The sequence below is a fragment of the Blastococcus tunisiensis genome, from assembly GCF_900112815.1.
GTDB classification, from domain to species: Bacteria; Actinomycetota; Actinomycetes; order Mycobacteriales; family Geodermatophilaceae; genus Blastococcus_B; species Blastococcus_B tunisiensis.
In genome coordinates this window covers 1-15,649 of the sequence record NZ_FOND01000027.1, presented here as the reverse complement: position 1 = coordinate 15,649, position 15,649 = coordinate 1, and the positions used below count along the sequence as shown (strand labels likewise).

Annotated in this window: 18 protein-coding genes; 12 read left to right on the top strand and 6 right to left on the bottom strand. The window is 71.8% G+C overall.

Translation table 11 applies throughout. From position 1 onward, the window contains the following. Positions 1–70: 70 nt before the first annotated feature. Positions 71–853 carry an isocitrate lyase/PEP mutase family protein gene (locus BM142_RS22220; protein WP_092203401.1) on the bottom strand — a complete coding sequence of 261 codons (783 nt, stop codon included), beginning with the start codon at positions 851–853 and terminating at the stop codon, positions 71–73. Positions 854–994: 141 nt separating this feature from the next. Here BM142_RS22220 and BM142_RS25720 point away from each other — a divergent pair, with 141 nt between their 5' ends. Together BM142_RS25720 and bfr are read left to right on the top strand one after the other, a co-directional pair. Continuing rightward, positions 995–1,228: a (2Fe-2S)-binding protein gene (locus BM142_RS25720; RefSeq protein ID WP_092203399.1), complete on the top strand. Its 234-nt coding sequence runs from the start codon at positions 995–997 to the stop codon at positions 1,226–1,228. Beyond that, positions 1,161–1,697 carry a bacterioferritin gene (gene bfr, locus BM142_RS22210; protein WP_254791152.1) on the top strand — a complete coding sequence of 179 codons (537 nt, stop codon included), beginning with the start codon at positions 1,161–1,163 and terminating at the stop codon, positions 1,695–1,697. Before BM142_RS25720 ends, bfr begins: the two co-directional genes overlap by 68 nt. Positions 1,698–1,797: 100 nt before the next feature. Here the strand turns inward: bfr and BM142_RS22205 are convergent, their stop codons facing one another. Then, a complete protein-coding gene (locus BM142_RS22205) occupies positions 1,798–2,751 on the bottom strand; it encodes an ABC transporter substrate-binding protein (RefSeq protein ID WP_092203395.1) in 954 nt (317 codons plus the stop codon). Between the two features lie 146 nt (positions 2,752–2,897). Here BM142_RS22205 and BM142_RS22200 point away from each other — a divergent pair, with 146 nt between their 5' ends. Next, the gene (locus tag BM142_RS22200; protein ID WP_092203393.1) at positions 2,898–3,836 is read left to right on the top strand and encodes a siderophore-interacting protein; all 939 of its coding nucleotides are present in this window, start codon (positions 2,898–2,900) and stop codon (positions 3,834–3,836) included. Between the two features lie 57 nt (positions 3,837–3,893). Next, positions 3,894–4,100: a hypothetical protein gene (locus BM142_RS22195; protein ID WP_139228990.1), complete on the top strand. Its 207-nt coding sequence runs from the start codon at positions 3,894–3,896 to the stop codon at positions 4,098–4,100. Here BM142_RS22195 and BM142_RS22190 read toward each other — a convergent pair. After that, the gene (locus BM142_RS22190) at positions 4,078–4,851 is read right to left on the bottom strand and encodes a MerR family transcriptional regulator (protein ID WP_139228989.1); all 774 of its coding nucleotides are present in this window, start codon (positions 4,849–4,851) and stop codon (positions 4,078–4,080) included. The genes BM142_RS22195 and BM142_RS22190 overlap by 23 nt on opposite strands. Before the next feature lie 110 nt (positions 4,852–4,961). Between BM142_RS22190 and BM142_RS22185 the strand changes: the two genes are divergently transcribed. From BM142_RS22185 to BM142_RS22170, 4 genes are all read left to right on the top strand, one after another. Beyond that, entirely contained in the window at positions 4,962–6,806 is a 1,845-nt protein-coding gene (locus BM142_RS22185) for a hypothetical protein (protein WP_092203387.1), read from the top strand. Between the two features lie 36 nt (positions 6,807–6,842). Then, on the top strand, positions 6,843–7,289 hold the full coding sequence (locus BM142_RS24755) for a cupredoxin domain-containing protein (RefSeq protein ID WP_092203385.1): 447 nt from the start codon (positions 6,843–6,845) through the stop codon (positions 7,287–7,289). Between the two features lie 10 nt (positions 7,290–7,299). Further along, entirely contained in the window at positions 7,300–8,604 is a 1,305-nt protein-coding gene (locus tag BM142_RS22175) for a hypothetical protein (protein ID WP_092203383.1), read from the top strand. 134 nt (positions 8,605–8,738) lie between these two features. Beyond that, complete coding sequence (locus tag BM142_RS22170; RefSeq protein WP_092203381.1) at positions 8,739–9,086, top strand: flagellar FlbD family protein; 348 nt, start codon at positions 8,739–8,741, stop codon at positions 9,084–9,086. A gap of 12 nt (positions 9,087–9,098) precedes the next feature. On the opposite strand, the gene BM142_RS22165 is transcribed toward BM142_RS22170, so the two are convergent. Beyond that, a complete protein-coding gene (locus BM142_RS22165; RefSeq protein WP_092203379.1) occupies positions 9,099–9,641 on the bottom strand; it encodes a gluconokinase in 543 nt (180 codons plus the stop codon). A gap of 100 nt (positions 9,642–9,741) precedes the next feature. On the opposite strand from BM142_RS22165, the gene BM142_RS22160 reads away from it, so the two are divergent. Continuing rightward, a complete protein-coding gene (locus BM142_RS22160) occupies positions 9,742–10,965 on the top strand; it encodes an aminoglycoside phosphotransferase family protein (RefSeq protein WP_175527406.1) in 1,224 nt (407 codons plus the stop codon). 94 nt (positions 10,966–11,059) lie between these two features. Here BM142_RS22160 and BM142_RS22155 read toward each other — a convergent pair whose 3' ends face one another. Further along, positions 11,060–11,680 (bottom strand): hypothetical protein, encoded by a 621-nt coding sequence (locus tag BM142_RS22155; protein ID WP_092203375.1) that lies wholly within the window; start codon positions 11,678–11,680, stop codon positions 11,060–11,062. Between the two features lie 204 nt (positions 11,681–11,884). Here BM142_RS22155 and BM142_RS22150 point away from each other — a divergent pair, with 204 nt between their 5' ends. Further along, positions 11,885–12,220 (top strand): hypothetical protein, encoded by a 336-nt coding sequence (locus BM142_RS22150; protein WP_092203373.1) that lies wholly within the window; start codon positions 11,885–11,887, stop codon positions 12,218–12,220. 142 nt (positions 12,221–12,362) lie between these two features. On the opposite strand, the gene BM142_RS22145 is transcribed toward BM142_RS22150, so the two are convergent. Next, positions 12,363–13,118 carry a leucine-rich repeat domain-containing protein gene (locus tag BM142_RS22145; protein WP_092203371.1) on the bottom strand — a complete coding sequence of 252 codons (756 nt, stop codon included), beginning with the start codon at positions 13,116–13,118 and terminating at the stop codon, positions 12,363–12,365. 939 nt (positions 13,119–14,057) lie between these two features. On the opposite strand from BM142_RS22145, the gene BM142_RS22140 reads away from it, so the two are divergent. Together BM142_RS22140 and BM142_RS22135 are read left to right on the top strand one after the other, a co-directional pair. After that, positions 14,058–15,008, top strand: coding sequence for a hypothetical protein (locus tag BM142_RS22140; protein ID WP_139228988.1), 951 nt, complete (start codon positions 14,058–14,060; stop codon positions 15,006–15,008). After that, entirely contained in the window at positions 15,005–15,577 is a 573-nt protein-coding gene (locus tag BM142_RS22135; RefSeq protein WP_139228987.1) for a hypothetical protein, read from the top strand. Before BM142_RS22140 ends, BM142_RS22135 begins: the two co-directional genes overlap by 4 nt. The last annotated feature ends 72 nt before the right edge of the window (positions 15,578–15,649 follow it).

The following is a 15,649-nucleotide window of genomic DNA, read 5'->3' as shown; positions in this document are numbered from 1 at the left end:
GGGGTGAGGCGCACCGTCCCCACAACTCGACCGCCGCCGATCCGATGGGGGCCGTGGTCCCCGTTTCGCGCTAGTTCAGCAGCCGCGTCCCGGCGGGCAGCACGCCGCCGGCCACGAGGTCGGCGGTCGCGTCCTGCAGGGCGGTGAGCGCGACCCGCTGGGTGAACGGCCCGGTGGACAGCCGGGCCACGCCCAGCTCCTGCAGCTCGCGGGCCGGCGGCGTCTTCCCGGGGACGGCGATCAGTGACACCCGGCCCCGCCCGATCCCCTCGACGAGGGCCGCGATCTCCTCGCGCGCCACGACACCGGGCACGAAGACGACCGGGGCACCCGCGTCGAGGAACGCCCGTCCGCGGCGGACCGCCTCGGCGAGCAGCTGCCCGCGGTCGGCGTCCGGGGCGGCCAGCAGGAAGGCGTCGGTGCGGGCGTTGAGCACGAACGCGATCCCGGCGTCGCGCCCGGCGGCCAGCACTGCCTCGACGGCGGCCACGGCGTCGTCCAGAGGCCGCATCCCGTCCTCGAGGTTCCCGCCGACGACGCCCACCGCGATCGCCCGGCGCGCCGTCTCCCCCGGATCGCCGTAGCCGGCCTCGAGGTCCATCGTCACCGGCAGGTCCACGGCGGCGACGATCCGGCCGACCATGTCCAGGTGGAGGTCGAGCGGGATGTTCTCCCCGTCGGCGTAGCCGAAGGTGGCCGCGACGGAGTGGCTGGCGGTGGCGAGGGCCCGGACACCCTCGGTGCCGGCGACCACGCGGGCGGAGACCACGTCCCAGACGTTGGCCAGCACGAGGATCTCCGGTGCGGTGTGCAGGTCGAGCAGCGTGCGGGCGCGGGTGGCGAGATCGGGCACGTGGGGAACCTAGGACACCGGTACGACACCTGACCAGCGCACTTGACGCGAAGCGTTCAGGTAAGGCTAACCTGCATCCCAACGCCCAGGGTCGAGCCTCTGGGAGGGAGACCTGTTGGCACGACCGGTGAGGCGGCCGTCATGTACGTGTGCCACTGCAACGTGGTGACCGATCGCGACATCCTCGAGTCGATCGCGAACGGCGCCCGCTGCGTCGCCGACGTGGCGCGCGACACCGGTGCCGGCCGCACCTGCGGCGACTGCGTCAGCTCACTCCGCGACCTCGTGTGTCAGCATTGCCCGGTCCGTGCCGAGCGCCGTACCGAACGATCTGCGGCAGAACGAGAAGTGGGAGTGGCTGGTGCAGCCCGTTAGCCCCCGTGTAGTCGAACTGCTCAATGACGCGCTCACCTTCGAGCTGACCGTCACCAACACGTACTTCCTCAACGCCCGCATGCTGGACGCCTGGGGCCTGCCGAAGCTCGGCAAGGTCTACTACGACCTGTCGATCGACGAGATGCGCGACGCCGACGCGATCATCCAGCGCGTCCTGCTCTTCGACGGCCACCCCAACGTGCAGCGCCTCGGCGCCATCCGCGTCGGGGAGACCGCCGAGGAGATGCTGGTCCTGGCCCTGGACAGCGAGAAGGCGGCCGTGGCCCAGTTCAACGCCTCGGCCAAGGAGTGCCACGAGCTCGGCGACCACGGCACCGCCGCGGTCTTCGAGGAGATGGTGCGCGACGAGGAGAAGCACGCCGACTGGTTCGAGGCCCAGCTGGCCGCCATCGAGCGGGTCGGCGCGCAGCAGTACCTGGCGGCGCAGATCTCCACCGAGACGCCCTGAGAAAGGACCCCGCCTCGCAGGTTCGGCGCGGGACTCTGTAGAGGGGCCGCGTACCGAGGGCCGCCTCCCATCCGGGAGGCGGCCCTCGTCGCGTTGCGCGTCAGTCGACGAGCAGCTCCTGCAGGCTGTCCAGCTGCAGCGTCGCCGCGCGCAGGCCGATGCCGGTGTAGAAGACGTCGTCCTCCACGGCGTAGGCCCGCCCCTCGGCGACCGCGGTCAGCCGCGGCCACAGCGGGCCGGCCACGACGGCGGCCTCCCCGGACTCGTCGGCCGATCCGTACGAGGAGTACAGCAGGATGTCGGCGTCGGCCGTGGTCAGCTGCTCGGGGCTGAGCTCGGCGAAGGTGGACCGCCCGGCGTCGAGCTCGACCTGGTCCAGGCCGATGTCGGCGAGCACCGTGCCGATGAACGAGTCCGGCTGGTACGCCCGGATGACGCCGCCGCTGAAGCGGAGGGGGCTGATCGTCGTCGCCTCCGGGTCGCCGATCGCCTCGCCCAGCTCGGCCGCCCGCTGCTCGTACTCGTCGAGCAGCTCCCGGGCCTGCTCCTCCTCGCCGAGCGCCTCCGCGTCGAGCAGGAAGTTCTCCTTCCAGGTGTCGCCCAGGTCCGCGGCGAACACGGTGGGGGCGATCTGCGCCAGCTGCTCGTAGATGTCCTCGTGCCGGACGGAGTTCGACAGGATGAGGTCCGGCTCGAGGGCGGCGATCTCCTCGAGGTTCGGCTCCTGGATCGTGCCGACCACCTCGATGCCCTCGGCGTCCTCGGCCAGGTAGCTGAGGAACTCGTCGTCGACCGCCGTGGTCACGGCACCCACCGGCGTCACGCCGAGGGAGAGCGCGGAGTCCAGCTCCCCGGTGTCCAGGACGACGACCCGCTCGGGCCGCTCGGGGATCTCGGTGCTGCCCATGGCGTGCTCGACGGTGCGCGGGAACCCGGCGTCGGAGGCCGCCGGAGAGCCGGCGCCCGCGGCCTCGTCGTCACCGCCTCCGCAGGCGGGAAGGGCCAGGGTGGCCGCCAGGGCCAGGCACGTCGCTGACAGGGCTGGGCGTCTCATCGTCCTCCTCGTGGGTGGGCACGCACATCGCTGTGCCGCGCCTCTGGATCCGCCCGCGACGGTGTGCAAGACTCCGACGCGACGCCAGGTGAGGCTAGCCTAAGTGGGCAGCGCGGTTCACCTGTCCACCGACCGGGAGAGGGCGCATGACCGTCGAGGCAGTCCAGGTCCCGGTCTACCGGCCGTTCGCGGTCCAGGTCTCCCGGCTGCAGCGGCTGAGCCCGAGCTTCCTGCGGGTCACCTTCACCGGGCCCGACATGGCCGACTTCTCCTCGAACGGCCTCGACCAGCGGATCAAGGTCATCCTCCCGCTCCCCGGCCGGTCCGTCGTCGACTTCCCGGCCGATCCCGACTGGTACGGCGCCTGGCGGGCCCTCCCCGTCGAGGAGCAGATGCCGATCCGCACCTACACGATCCGGGCCCTCCGCCCGGAGCTGGGCGAGGTCGACGTCGACTTCGTGCTGCACGGCGCGACCGGTCCCGCATCGGCCTGGGCGGAGACCGCGGCCCCCGGCGACGAGGTGGTGCTCATCGGCCCCAACGCCCGCTTCCCCGGCCCGACCGGGGGTTTCGAGTGGCACCCGCCGGCCGACGCGTCCTGCCTGCTCCTCGCGGGCGACGAGACCGCCGTCCCGGCCATCTGCGCGATCGTCGAGACCCTGCCCGCCGGACGGCGGGCCCGCGTCCTGCTCGAGGTCCCCACGGCCGCCGACGCGCTGAACGTCGCGGCCCCGTCCGGCGTCGAGATCAGCTGGCTGCCCCGGTGGCCCGACGACGGCACGGCCCCGGCGCCCCGCGGCGCGCTGCTCACCGCCGCCGTCGTCGCCGCGGTGGACGAGCTGGGCGACGAGCTCTCCCCGACCCCGGGCGTCGACCTCGACGACGTCGACGTGGACGCCGGCATCCTCTGGGAGGTGCCCGAGGAGGACGCGCTCCCCCGGCGCTCGTCGGGCGTGTACGCCTGGCTGGCCGGTGAGGCCGGTGTGGTGAAGGGCCTGCGCCGCCACCTGGTGCAGGAGCGCGGGGTGGACCGCCGGTCGGTGGCCTTCATGGGCTACTGGCGGGACGGCAGGACGTCGGACTGAGCCCGTGCGGCCGCGTTCCGTTTGACACCTCGACATCGATCGGTGTCGCATGGACGGATGACCCGTTCCGTGGACCTGCTGACGATGGACGGCCTGAGCATGATCGGGACTCTTGGCTTCTTCGTCCCGGCGGCGCTCCTGATCGCGCTCGTGGTCGGCGCCGTCGTGCGCGACCGCCGGATCAGCGCCCGCGAGGACGCCGCCGAGACCGACCGGGCCGCGATGCAGCGCGAGGAGATCCCTACTCCGCCTCGAGCTGACTGAGCACCGTCTCCAGCGCCGCCCCGACAGCCGCCGCCATCTCCGTTCGGAAGGCGGCCAGCACCGCCTGCGCCGCGGCCGGCTGCAACCGGGTGACGGTGTCCCGGACGGCGTCGACCTGGTCCCCCGGCGCCCCGGCGTCCACGAAGGCCTGCCATCCGGTCTTCACGAACATCTGCACGTAGGTCTGCGCGATCGCGCGCACGTGCTCGTTGACCGTGGCCTGGGCGTCGATCAGGTCGTCCGGCGGGACGCCGAGGCGGACGACCTGCAGGCCCGCCGTCAGCAGGGCGGGGTCGAGGACCCGGAGCGCGCCCTCCTCGTCGAGCCGCTGCACGACCCCGATCTCGACGAGCCGGTCGACCAGGGTGGAGTCCTCGGGCACGCCCGCGCGGGCGGCGAGCTCGGCGCCGGTGATCGTCTCGGGCTCCGGCGGCAGCCACGGCGCCAGCAGCGCCCGGTGCAGGGCCAGGGTCGCGGTGCTCGCGTTCGCCGGCGCGGAGGCCAGCGTCCGCTCGATCATGGCCAGCGAGTAGCCCTCGGCGAGCATCTCGCGGACCAGCATCAGCCGGGCCACGTGCTCGCGGCCGTAGTAGCCGGTCCGCCCCACCATGCGCGGCGGCGGGAGCAGCCCCCGGGCGGAGTAGGCGCGCAGATTGCGGACGGTGACGCCGACGCGGGCGGCCAGCTCGTCGACGGTCAGTTCCCGGGCCGATCCGTCCCCGGGAAGGGGGGAATCCGCCGCCGTGGTCACGAACACATCCTCGTCATCGTGACCCCACGGTAAACGCCTCGTTCTATGTATCAGTTGTCGATGTCACCGTGATGGGTGTTCCATAGCCCGCATGGCCTCAGGAGGTTCCCGTGCTGCTCGCCGCTGATACACGTCCCGCCGGGGGCGCCGCGATCGGCGAGGTGATCCTGGCGACCGGGATCGGCCTCGGCCTGACCGCGGTGCTGCTCGGCCTGGTGTTCCTGCACCGGACCCGGAGGTCGACCGTGCTCACGCGGGTGGGCGATCGCCTCGGCACGGCGATCGGGGTGCCGGCCTGGGTGGCCCTGCCGACCATCCTGACCACGGTCTCGCTGCTGGTCGCCCTGCTCGGGATGCTCTGGGACATCGCCCTGCACATCGGGGTGGGCCGCGACGAGGGGCCGCTGGCCAACCCCGCGCACTTCCTCATCCTGTTCGGGCTCTTCGGCGTCTTCGCCGGTGGCGTCCTGGCCTGCGCCATGCCGCTGGACGAGAAGCCCGGCCCGTCGTCCGTGCGCTTCCTGCGCGGCTGGGACGTGCCGGTCGGCGGCATCATCCTCACCGCGGCCGGCTTCTACGCCCTGCTCGGCTTCCCCCTCGACGACGTCTGGCACCGGATGTTCGGCCAGGACGTCACCCTCTGGGGCCCCACCCACCTGATGCTCATCGGCGGCGCCGGGCTGTCCATCGTCGGGCTGCTGCTGCTGGAGCAGGAGGGCCACGGCGGGCTCTCCACCGACGACGGCGACCGCAAGGTCGGCCAGCGGGCCCGGTTCATCCGGCAGGCGTCGGCCATGGGCGGGCTGCTCTTGGGCATGTCGGTGTTCCAGGGCGAGTACGACTTCGACGTCCCCCAGTTCCGGCTGGTGCTCGAGCCGCTGATGATCGCCGGCGCCGCGGGCATCGCGCTGGTCGCCGCCCGGCTGTTCATGGGCCGCGGGGGCGCGCTGGCGGCCGCCACCTTCTTCGTGGTGATCCGTGGGGCGATCGCGCTGATCGTGGGGCCCGCGTTCGGCGAGATCGTGCCGAGCTTCCCGCTCTACCTCGGCTCGGCGATCGTCGTCGAACTGCTCGCCCTCTTCCTCGCCGCCCGCAGCCCGTTGGCGTTCGGTGCCGTGGCCGGGGTCGGCATCGGCACCGTCGGGCACGCGACCGAGTGGGGCTGGACGCAGGTCACCCAGACCCTGTCCTGGCGCAGCGACATCCTCGTCGAGGGCACCCTCATGGCGATCACCGGCGGCGTCGTCGGCGGCCTGCTCGGCGCGCTCCTGGCCTCGGGCCTGCGCCGTCGTCTCCCCCGCCCCGCCGTGGCGCGGATGGTCCTGGTCGGCTCCCTCGTGGTGCTGGCCGCCGCGGTCACCAACGGCCTGCTGGCCACCGTGCCCGACGACCTCGAGGCCACCTTCGGCATCGAGGAGGTCCAGGCCGACCCGCGGACGGCGAACGTCACCGTCCAGCTCGACCCCGCCGACTTCACCGACGACCCCGCCTGGGTGCAGATCACCTCGTGGCAGGGCGACGGGCTGGTGGTCACCCCGCTCGAGCGGACCGGCGAGGGGGCCTACCGGACGACGGAGCCGGTTCCGCTGCACGGGACGTGGAAGACGCTGCTGCGGGTGCACGACGGCCGGGTCCTGACCGCGATGCCGATCTACCTGCCCGCGGACGAGGCGCTCGACGAGGAGGAGATCCCGGCCGAGGACGGCATGACCCGCGCGGCCATCCCGGAGATCGACATCCTGCAGCGCGAGCTCAAGGACGCCGAGGGTGGCCTCTGGACGGCGTCCAACCTCGTGGTGCTGTTCTGCACGCTGGCGCTGATCGCCGCGATCTCCTGGGGTGTCGGGCGCTACTCCCGGCGGGCGAGCGACCGCGAGCCCTACCCCGACGCCCCGGCGGACCCCCCGGCCGACGACGAGACCGCCCGGCCGGCCAGCGAGCTCGGCAGCCGCTGACCCCGCCCGCCCCCTCCCAGATCCGGAGATCCCACCGTGTCCTCCCGTTCCGCTCGACTGCCCGCTGCCCTGGCCGGGATCGCCCTGGCCGCCACCCTGACCGGCTGCGCCGGCACCGATGCCGACGCCACGGCCGCCAGCAGCTCGCCGTCCTCGCCGTCGTCGTCCTCGGCGACGTCCCCCGCCCCGTCCTCCTCCGCCCCGGCGTCGGCCAGTGCGGCCGGACAGCGGATCGAGGTGACGGTCACCGGCGGCGGGGTCAGCGGCGACACCGGCCGCGTCCCGGTGGCGGCCGGCGAGCAGGTCACGCTGGTGGTCACCTCCGACACCGCCGACGAGGTGCACGTGCACGGGTACGACCTGGGCGTGCCGCTCACCCCCGGGCAGCCCGGGGAGATCACCTTCGCCGCGACGATCCCCGGGGTGTTCGAGGTGGAGCTGCACGAGTCGCACACGGTGCTCCTCTCGCTGCAGGTCGGCTGAGCGCGGTCGGGTGACGCTCCTCGCGCACGGGGTCGGCTCGCGGACCGACCTGCCGATCCCGCTCGGCCTCGCGCTCTACGGCGCCGGCGCCGCCATCCTGATCAGCTTCGTCGTGCTGCTGCTCTTCTGGCGGACGCCGAAGCTCGGGGGCGCCGACTCCGGCCGGCCGCTGCCGGACGCGGTGCAGCGGGCCGCCGACAGCCGCGCCGTCCGGACCGTGCTCCAGGCGCTGGCGCTGGCCGTCGCCGTCCTGGTGACGGCGGCGGCGTTCGCCGGGCCGCAGGAGACGGCGCGGAACCTGGCGCCGTGGGCGCTGCACGTGACGTTCTGGGTGGGCCTGGTGCCGGCGAGCCTGCTGCTGGGCCCGGTCTGGCGGGTGGTCAACCCGCTGCGTCTGCTGCACCGCGCCCTGCGCCCGCTGGTCCCGGCGCCGGTGGCTGCGGCCCGGCTCCGGTCGCTCGGGCTCTGGCCGGCCGCCGGCTTCCTCGTCGTGTTCCTGTGGCTGGAGCTGGTCTACCCCGGCCGCGCCGAGCCGACGACGGTCGCGGTGTTCCTGCTGGGCTACGCCGTCGTCCAGGTCGGGCTGGCGCTGCGCTTCGGCGCGGAGTGGTTCGCGGCCGGCGACGGCTTCGAGGTGTACTCGACGCTGATCGCCCGGCTGTCCCCGTGGGGACGGCGCGAGGACGGCCGGCTGGTGCTGCGCAACCCGCTGGCGAACGCGACGGCGACCCCCGCCGTCCCCGGGCTGGCGGCCGTGGTCGTCGTCCTGCTCGGGTCGACGGCGTTCGACGGGCTCTCCCGCACCGTCTTCTGGCAGACCGGGCCGGGCGCCGCGAACGACACGTTCTCCGGGACGGTGGGCCTGGTCGCCTGCATCGCGCTGGTCGCGGCGCTGTACGTGCTGGGTGCCCGGCTGTCGGGCCGGCTGGCCGGGCAACCGGAGGCGGTGCAGCCGCGCCGGTACGCGGCCACGGTCATCCCGATCGCGCTCGGCTACACCGTGGCGCACTACTTCAGCCTGCTGGCGCTGGACGGCCAGACGACCTGGATCCTGGCCAGCAACCCCTTCGGGCTGGCCGGCGTGGACCTGTTCGGCACCTACGGCAACGAGGTCGACCTCACCGCCGTCAGCTCGGACGCGATCGCGCTCGTCCAGGTCGGCGCCGTGGTGCTGGGCCACGTGCTGGGCGTGACGCTGGCGCACGAGCGGGCGCTGCTGTCGGCGCGGCGGGCCCGGGCGTCGGACCAGCTGCCCCTGGTGGTGGTGATGGTGCTGTTCACCGTCGGCGGGCTCGGGCTGCTGTTCGGCTTCTAGACCGTCCGCCCCGACCGCAGGAGTGAGACGCGGGCGATTCGGCTACAGCCGGGCGCCTACCGGGCCGATGCAGAGGATGCCGCCCATCGGCGCCATCGGGGTCCGCTGCCCCGCCCGAGCGGAAGGACCGCTCCGTGATCGCTGTGACCTGCCGCAACGGCGAGTACTTCTCCGTCGACCCGACCCACATCGAGCGCGTCGAGACCGACCCCGACACCGTGGTGCACCTCGTCGACGGCACCAAGTACGTGGTCAAGGAGAGCTTCGACGAGGTGCTGCTCATGATCCGGGACCACCGCTCCGCGCTGACGGTGGCGCTGAAGCGGCTGTCCGGCGGGACGGCGGAGATCGCCGACCACGCCTCCTCGATCCGCAACGACACCCTCTTCGTCGAGCGCCGCCTGTACCGCCGCGACGGCGACTCGCCGGGGTCGGCCGCCGACCGGCGTCCGGTCACCGACCCGGAGACCGCGACCGACTGACCGCCGGCGGGCTCAGGTCCCGGCCGGCCCGCGGTCGGCGGCCAACCTGGCGAGGACCTCGTCGACGACGGCGTCCGGAGTTCCGGCGCCGGAGACACTCACGCCCTGCTCGTCGTCCTGCAGCGGCTGCAGCGTGGCCAGCTGGCTCTCCAGCAGGGACGGCGGCATGTAGTGGCCCGCGCGCTTCTGCACCCGGTCCCGCAGCAGCTCGGCGTCCACCGTCACGTGCGCGAACCAGACGGAGGGATGCCCGTCGCGGAGCAGGTCCCGGTAGCTGCGCTTGAGCGCCGAGCAGGTGACGATGGCCGAGGTCCCGGCCTGCTCGTGCTCCCCGATCCAGCCGGCGAGCGTCCGCAGCCACGGCCATCGGTCGTCGTCGTCCAGCGGCTGCCCGCTGCGCATCTTCTCGACGTTGGCCTTCGGGTGGAAGTCGTCCCCTTCGGCGAAGTCCCAGCCCAGCCGGTCGACGAGCCCGGCGGCCACGGTGGACTTACCCGAGCCCGAGACCCCCATGACGACGATGGACGTGGGCGCCACCTGCGCGTTCGGCTCCATGGGCTGACCGTAGCCGGGCCCGGGCAGGCATGCTCGCGGGATGGGAACGGGCTCGTCGGCCGCTCCCCCGCCGCTTTCCGGCGGGGGGCATCGTGCTCCGGTGACCTCCGTCCCTGCCGTGCCGGTCGACCGGTGGCCGGACTCGCTCCGGCTGCTGCTCGCCGAGCCCGCCCGCGGGCTGTGGTCGGCGGTGCTGGGGCCGCTGGGCGGCCGGCTGCAGGACCTGCGGCCGAGGAGCGTCTCGGTGCAGCCCGACGGCGCCGCGACGGTGCAGTTCTCCGCCGGCGTCGTCTGGTCGGGAGGGCGGGAGAGCCGGGAGTCGCTGGTCGCGGCCACCGGGTCGCGGATCCCCCACGGCGCCGACGTGCTCGAGCGTTCCGCGGCCGGCCGCGCCCTGCGGGTGGGCGTCTGGCGGTGGCCGTCGGACCCCGCGCTGCCCGGGCTGGCCTGGGCAGCATCGGCCCGGGAGGTCGGCACCCGGCTGGCCGGGCTCGTGCCGGCGACGGGCGGGCCGCGGCTGCGGCTGCGCTCCTACCGGCCGGGCCGGCGCGCGGTGATCGAGGCGCGGTACCCCGACGGCCCGCGGTACCTGAAGGTGGTTCCGCCCTCGGCGGTGGACCGGCTCGTCGCCCGGCACGAGCTCCTCGCCGGCCCGGTGCCGGCAGCACCGGTACTGACGGCCACCGCGGACGGCGTCCTGGTCCTGCCCGGGCTGCCGGGCACACCGCTGCGCGCGCTGCTGAGCGGAGAGGCCGGCCGGCTCCCCTCCCCCGAGGAGCTGGAGCGGGTGCTCGACGCGCTCCCCTCGGGGATGGCGACCCTGACGCCGAGGGGACGCCGGGCGCCCGCGGACGGTCTCGTCCGCGCCGGCAGCTACGCGGCGGTGCTCGGCCTGGTCTCCCCGGAGCTGCGCCCGCGGCTGGACGTGCTGACCGCGGCCCTCGCCGCCGCCGATCCCGGGGTGCACGAGCCGGTGCCCGTGCACGGGGACTTCTACGAGTCCCAGCTGCTCGTGGACGACGGGGCGGTGGTCGGGCTGCTGGACGTCGACACCGCCGGGTGCGGCCACCGGATCGACGACTGGGCGACCCTGCTGGCCCACCTGGTGCTGCTGGAGCAGGTGCTGCCCGACCCGGCCGTCGCCGTGCGTTACGCCCGGGAGATCGAGGACGCCGTCCTCCGGCGCTGGCCGGCCGAGCAGGTGCGGCCGCGGGTGGCCGCGGTGCTCCTCGGGCTGGCGACCGGGCCCTTCCGGGTGCAGCAGCCGGACTGGCCGGCGCTGACGTCGGCCCGCCTGGCGCTCGCCGAGGAGTGGGCCGGCTGAGACCGCGCGGTCGGGTCGGCGGCTTGCGCCGGCCGGTCGGGTCAGCGGGTCGCGCCGATCCGGTCGGGTCAGGGGGTTGCGCCGTCCGGTCGGGTCAGCGGGCGGCGCCGTCCCGCTGCACGGCGGTGAAGGCGAAGGCGAGATCGGTGGTCTTGTTCTCGTGGGCGTCGCCGGCGGTCTCCGGGAAGGTGACCGTGGCCAGCACGTGGTCGACGCCTCCGGGAACCAGGGCAGCGGCGCCGACGAGCGGCTCGTCGGTGACGATCGGCCCCGCGTACAGCTGCTGGGCGGTGCCGCCGCATTCGTAGCCCGCGCCGGCCACGGTCCAGGACACCGGGCACGACTCGAGGGTCAGCTGCAGGCCGTGGATCGGATCGGTGTCGAGCACGCTGGACCGGGTGGCCCAGGAGGTGAAGGTCACCGACGCCCACTCGACGTCCCCGACGTTGGCGATGTCGAACGGGGTGGCGGTGGAGTCACCGGGGAGCAGGCCGCCCGGGCTCATCGGCACGGTGCGGTAGGCCGCAGCCGGGGAGAGCTCGATCGCCACCGTGCCGGCCGCCACGTCGGTCTGCACGGGCGTGGTGCTGTCGGTGAAGGAGCCGAACGTGCCCAGGCCCGCGACGGCGCCGGCCGCGGCGAGGACGCCGAGCGAGGCGACCGCCTTGGGAAAGGCTGCACGACGGGCCGACGAGAGGTCGGGACGGATCGACACGGGGAGCCTCCTGCTGCCGGCCGGGCGAGGAGTTCACCCGGCGTCACAGGGCACGCTGCCCGGCCCGGCGCACGGTTCCCTCGGTGGCGCCGCAACGTTTCCGCAAGAACCCCGTAATGGGGACTGCCCTTCAGCCGACCCCGTTGCGTGCCGATCCAGCACCAGGAAAGAGAACATGTTCGTCCGCAACAGGGGGCACCACCAGTGATCATCACCAGCAAGGCATCCCTGCACGCCGGGGACCTCGTCGTCGCCGCCGAGGTCACCGACGTGCTGCACCGGCGCGGCCAGCTCGACAACCCGCCGGTCTCCCTGGTGGTGTCCGACGCCGTGGCCCTCGGCATCGCCGGCCTCTTCCGGAGCGACAGCGAGTCCGGCCGGGTGATGCAGCGCTTCTACCGCAGCGGCAACGCCGACAGCGACGAGCTGATCGAGGCGGCGCGGGTGGAGCAGGTCTTCGCCTCCCCCGAGGGGCACGCCGCGCTCTACTGCCTCATCGGCTGGGTCCGGAGCCGCCTGCAGGAGAACCAGCTGGTCTGACCCCCGAACGCGAGCCACCAGCGGGCGGCGCCTGGTTGCGCGGCTCCGGCAGCGCGCGCTGCAGCCACGGCCACGCGCCTGAAGGCGGCCTTAGGGCGAGCCGCCACGCTGTTCCACCGCTCTGCACTGAGGCATCACAGGGCTAACGCGATCCGACTTCTCCTACGGAAGCACGGACCTCTTGCCGACCGCTGAGCGCATCAAGTCCCACAAACTCAGCGGGGTTCTTGATCCCGATGGTGACGAACCTGAGGGCAGGCATGTGGGCAAGCGGTCGCAGGTCGACCGGCCCTGACGCGTAGGCCCCGTCGATGGTGATGTTCTCCAATTGGGGGGCGTTCAGTCCTGCGAAGGAGCTAAGACTTCCTTTGAGCACCATCAGGCTTCTGAGTTCTGGTAGCTCTGCCGCCAAGCTGATTGGGTGCTTCCCGACCATCTGCAGTTTCAGTTCTCTCAGGTTGGGGGCGGTCGCGAAGAACGACACGGGACGCCTGGTCGAGCTGAGGGTGACCGCGGTGAGACTCGGGGAGCTAAGCCCTCGGATGTCGTTCCGGTCGTCGATTGCCAGTTGCTCAAGCTGCCTGAGGCGCACGAATTCCAACGCATCCTTTCCACGGTTCAGGCAATCGAGAAATCGAAGGCTCGTCAGCTCCGAAAGAGAAGCGTCCGACATTCGCTTCGCCGCGCGAAGCGAAAGGAAGGTCAGGTTCGCGCCAACCTCCCGCAGTAGGTCGCAGGAGTCATCATCTTCTGTCGCGTACCACTGCACGCCGTTACATGCCTTAGCGAGGTATGTCTCCGTCGCCCGCGCATCCCATCTACCCCTCAGGGCGAGGCACCTGACGGGGCCGACGACGGTCTTCTGGTCCTTGACGTAAAGGTTCTCCGACATCGGCACCGCTGGCAGCTCCTGGCTCGGGACGACTTGTAAGGCGTAGGTCCGCAGCCCTGACGGGGCGCGTCCACACCGGGCCGCTCGGGACCGATGGGAATGGTGCCATGTGTCCCTAAGTGGGCCGCTTGAGGACACTCAGGCCGAGAGTCGGACGTTCCCACTGGAACGTCGTCAAGCCAGCCGACTTGACCGCGCTCCCGCGGGAACGCGGCCAGCGTGTACCGCAGTGGGGCGCGCCGGGACAGCGACGCAGGCCCGGCCACAGGCTGTTCGCGATGAACGGCGGAGCGAGCATCAAGACTGGGACGCCAAGGCTTGAGCGCGGACTGAAGTCGGTCCCCGGCGTCCGGCACCTACGGCTCCACGACGATGGACATCTACAGCCACGTCATGCCGGCGCTGGCCCGCGAGGCCACCGACCGGATGCGCGCCCTGCTGTGGCCAGGCAGGGGTCCGGACACTGCAACTAGAGACGACTCAGGCCGCTCCCCCGAAGGGGCACGGCCTGGTCATCGGGGTGGAGCTGAGGGGACTCGAACCCCTGGCCCCCCACACTGCCAGGCCGTCATGATCGCGTTCGGGGACGACCGCCAGAGTCCGGAACACGCCTCTGAACAGCAAGTTCACCCTGTTCCGGGACAAGAGCGGACGTAGGCGTACGGCCACGGATTCACTGCAACTGCAACCAGAATTGCCACCAGCGGAAGCCGCCTCCGCAGGGTTGCGGCCGATCGTGGCGGCGCGCCTATCGCCTTGAGTAAGAGCCTTCCGCGTCTTTCACGCAACTGGTCTTCGACAGCCGTCCTACGTCCGCGAGGCTGGCGAGGTCGGATCAAATACGAAGCGCTGTGGATCCGGGTGGCCGCTGAGCGCCGCCAGCGGGCCTGCTTCGGCTAGCCTGCGCGGCACAGCGACTCGCTACAGGGGGAAAGCAGTGAGCCGATGACTGGGTCCACCGATGACGGCGTCGAGTCGCCGACCTCAAGCGTCGAGTTGTCTGGAGAGCCGTTCCGAACAGACGACGAACATCAGGTGGACCACCTCATGGTTCCCATTCCGGAGGCGCCAACGAGCAGGGCCCCCGAGACGGCGCCACTGCATGCACGCAGGAGTTCCGACACGCCATCAGTGGCGCCGCCCTCCGAGATTGAATCGCTTCCTACGCGAATCCGAAGCCTCCGCTCGGGATTGGGTCAGGAGTTTCATAAGAGCCCTCTTGCCTTCATCGTCGCGGCACTCGGGCTCATCACAATCGCATTTGCGCTCGTCCAATGGCTGACAGAAGACGACATCCGCATTGATTCATCGAACGTCGACTTCACAAACGGACAGTGGACTTCGCCCGACATGGTGGTTCCCCTGTCGCTCGCGGAGCTGAACCGCCCTCCTTATCCCGGAGACGCCGCGGGACGGGCCGCCTTCGAGCAGTGGGCCGAGAACCATGACGCCGTGTACGCCAACCAGATGTCGGTCAGCTTCCTCGCGCGCAGCGACAAGGAGGAGCCCACGATCATCGTGGGTGCTCGAGTCGTCGTCGTCGAACGACGTGAGCCCTTGGGCGGAACCTGGATCGCACCGGACGGAGCCGGCCCCGCGCCGGAGCGCGTGCTCAACGCAGACCTGGATCCGTCACCGCCGGAGGTGATGAAGGATCCCGGGTGGGAATTCCCGCTGACCGTTACAAGCGCAGAAGTAGAAGCATTCACGGTGGTCGCAACGACCAGCACCTGCCATTGCCTGTGGGAGATCGAACTCGACGTCATAACCCCCGATGGCGACAACGAGACCATCACGGTCGATGACGAAGGCGCGCCGTTTGAGCTGACCGCGCCGAGCGAGGGAGTGGACAGGGTCACCCTTCCCCGCAGCGAAGAAGCCTGGCCGCCACGATGAGCGACGATTTCCGGAGCCGATGGCCCGTGCCGCTCCTACCGAGACGTTTGCATGCGGTCACGATCGTTGCGGCCCTGATGGCCGTCGGGGCCTGCTCCGATTCCAACCGGGAGGCCTCGGTGGAGGTGGAAGTTTCAGCCACCGCAGGCGATCAATTGGTCGACCGGTCTTTCGCGGTCGCGCGCCAGTTGGTGGACCTTTCGACAGGCTTGACGCTCACGTCGGTTCCACTATTCGAGGATATCGGAGGATTCCTGACAACGGCTGGCATGGACCATGGGGAGTCTGATCAGAGGTTGCTCCGCCCGCAGATCGACCTCGCGCGCGACTACGACATTCTGCCGGACGGGATGGACGCCACAGGCGGCAACCAGCTCACGGTCCAGGCCAGCGCACCGATGGACGGCGACCGCTACTGCTTTCTCGCCCTGCGCTTCTCTTTCCCACAGCAGAGCCGCCTCGCCCGGTATGAAGCCCTGACTGTTGAGACGGTCAGCCAAGCCTTCGACCGCGAGGCCGACAACATGAAAATGCTGGACGTCGGACGGGACTGCTGCGCGAGTAGGTGACATCTGATCTGTGGTGCCGACAGGTGCCGCTGGAAGGATGTTCACCGTGCCCAAGCCCTACCCCAAGGAGTT

Excerpts from the sequence above, each read along its gene's own strand:
- BM142_RS22195 (WP_139228990.1), top strand. The coding sequence starts at position 3,894 with ATGACCCGTTCCGTGGACCTGCTGACGATGGACGGCCTGAGCATGATC.
- BM142_RS25720 (WP_092203399.1), top strand. The coding sequence starts at position 995 with ATGTACGTGTGCCACTGCAACGTGGTGACCGATCGCGACATCCTCGAG.
- BM142_RS22165 (WP_092203379.1), bottom strand. The coding sequence starts at position 9,641 with ATGGAGCCGAACGCGCAGGTGGCGCCCACGTCCATCGTCGTCATGGGG.
- BM142_RS22205 (WP_092203395.1), bottom strand. The coding sequence starts at position 2,751 with ATGAGACGCCCAGCCCTGTCAGCGACGTGCCTGGCCCTGGCGGCCACC.
- BM142_RS22140 (WP_139228988.1), top strand. The coding sequence starts at position 14,058 with ATGACTGGGTCCACCGATGACGGCGTCGAGTCGCCGACCTCAAGCGTC.
- BM142_RS22135 (WP_139228987.1), top strand. The coding sequence starts at position 15,005 with ATGAGCGACGATTTCCGGAGCCGATGGCCCGTGCCGCTCCTACCGAGA.
- BM142_RS22200 (WP_092203393.1), top strand. The coding sequence starts at position 2,898 with ATGACCGTCGAGGCAGTCCAGGTCCCGGTCTACCGGCCGTTCGCGGTC.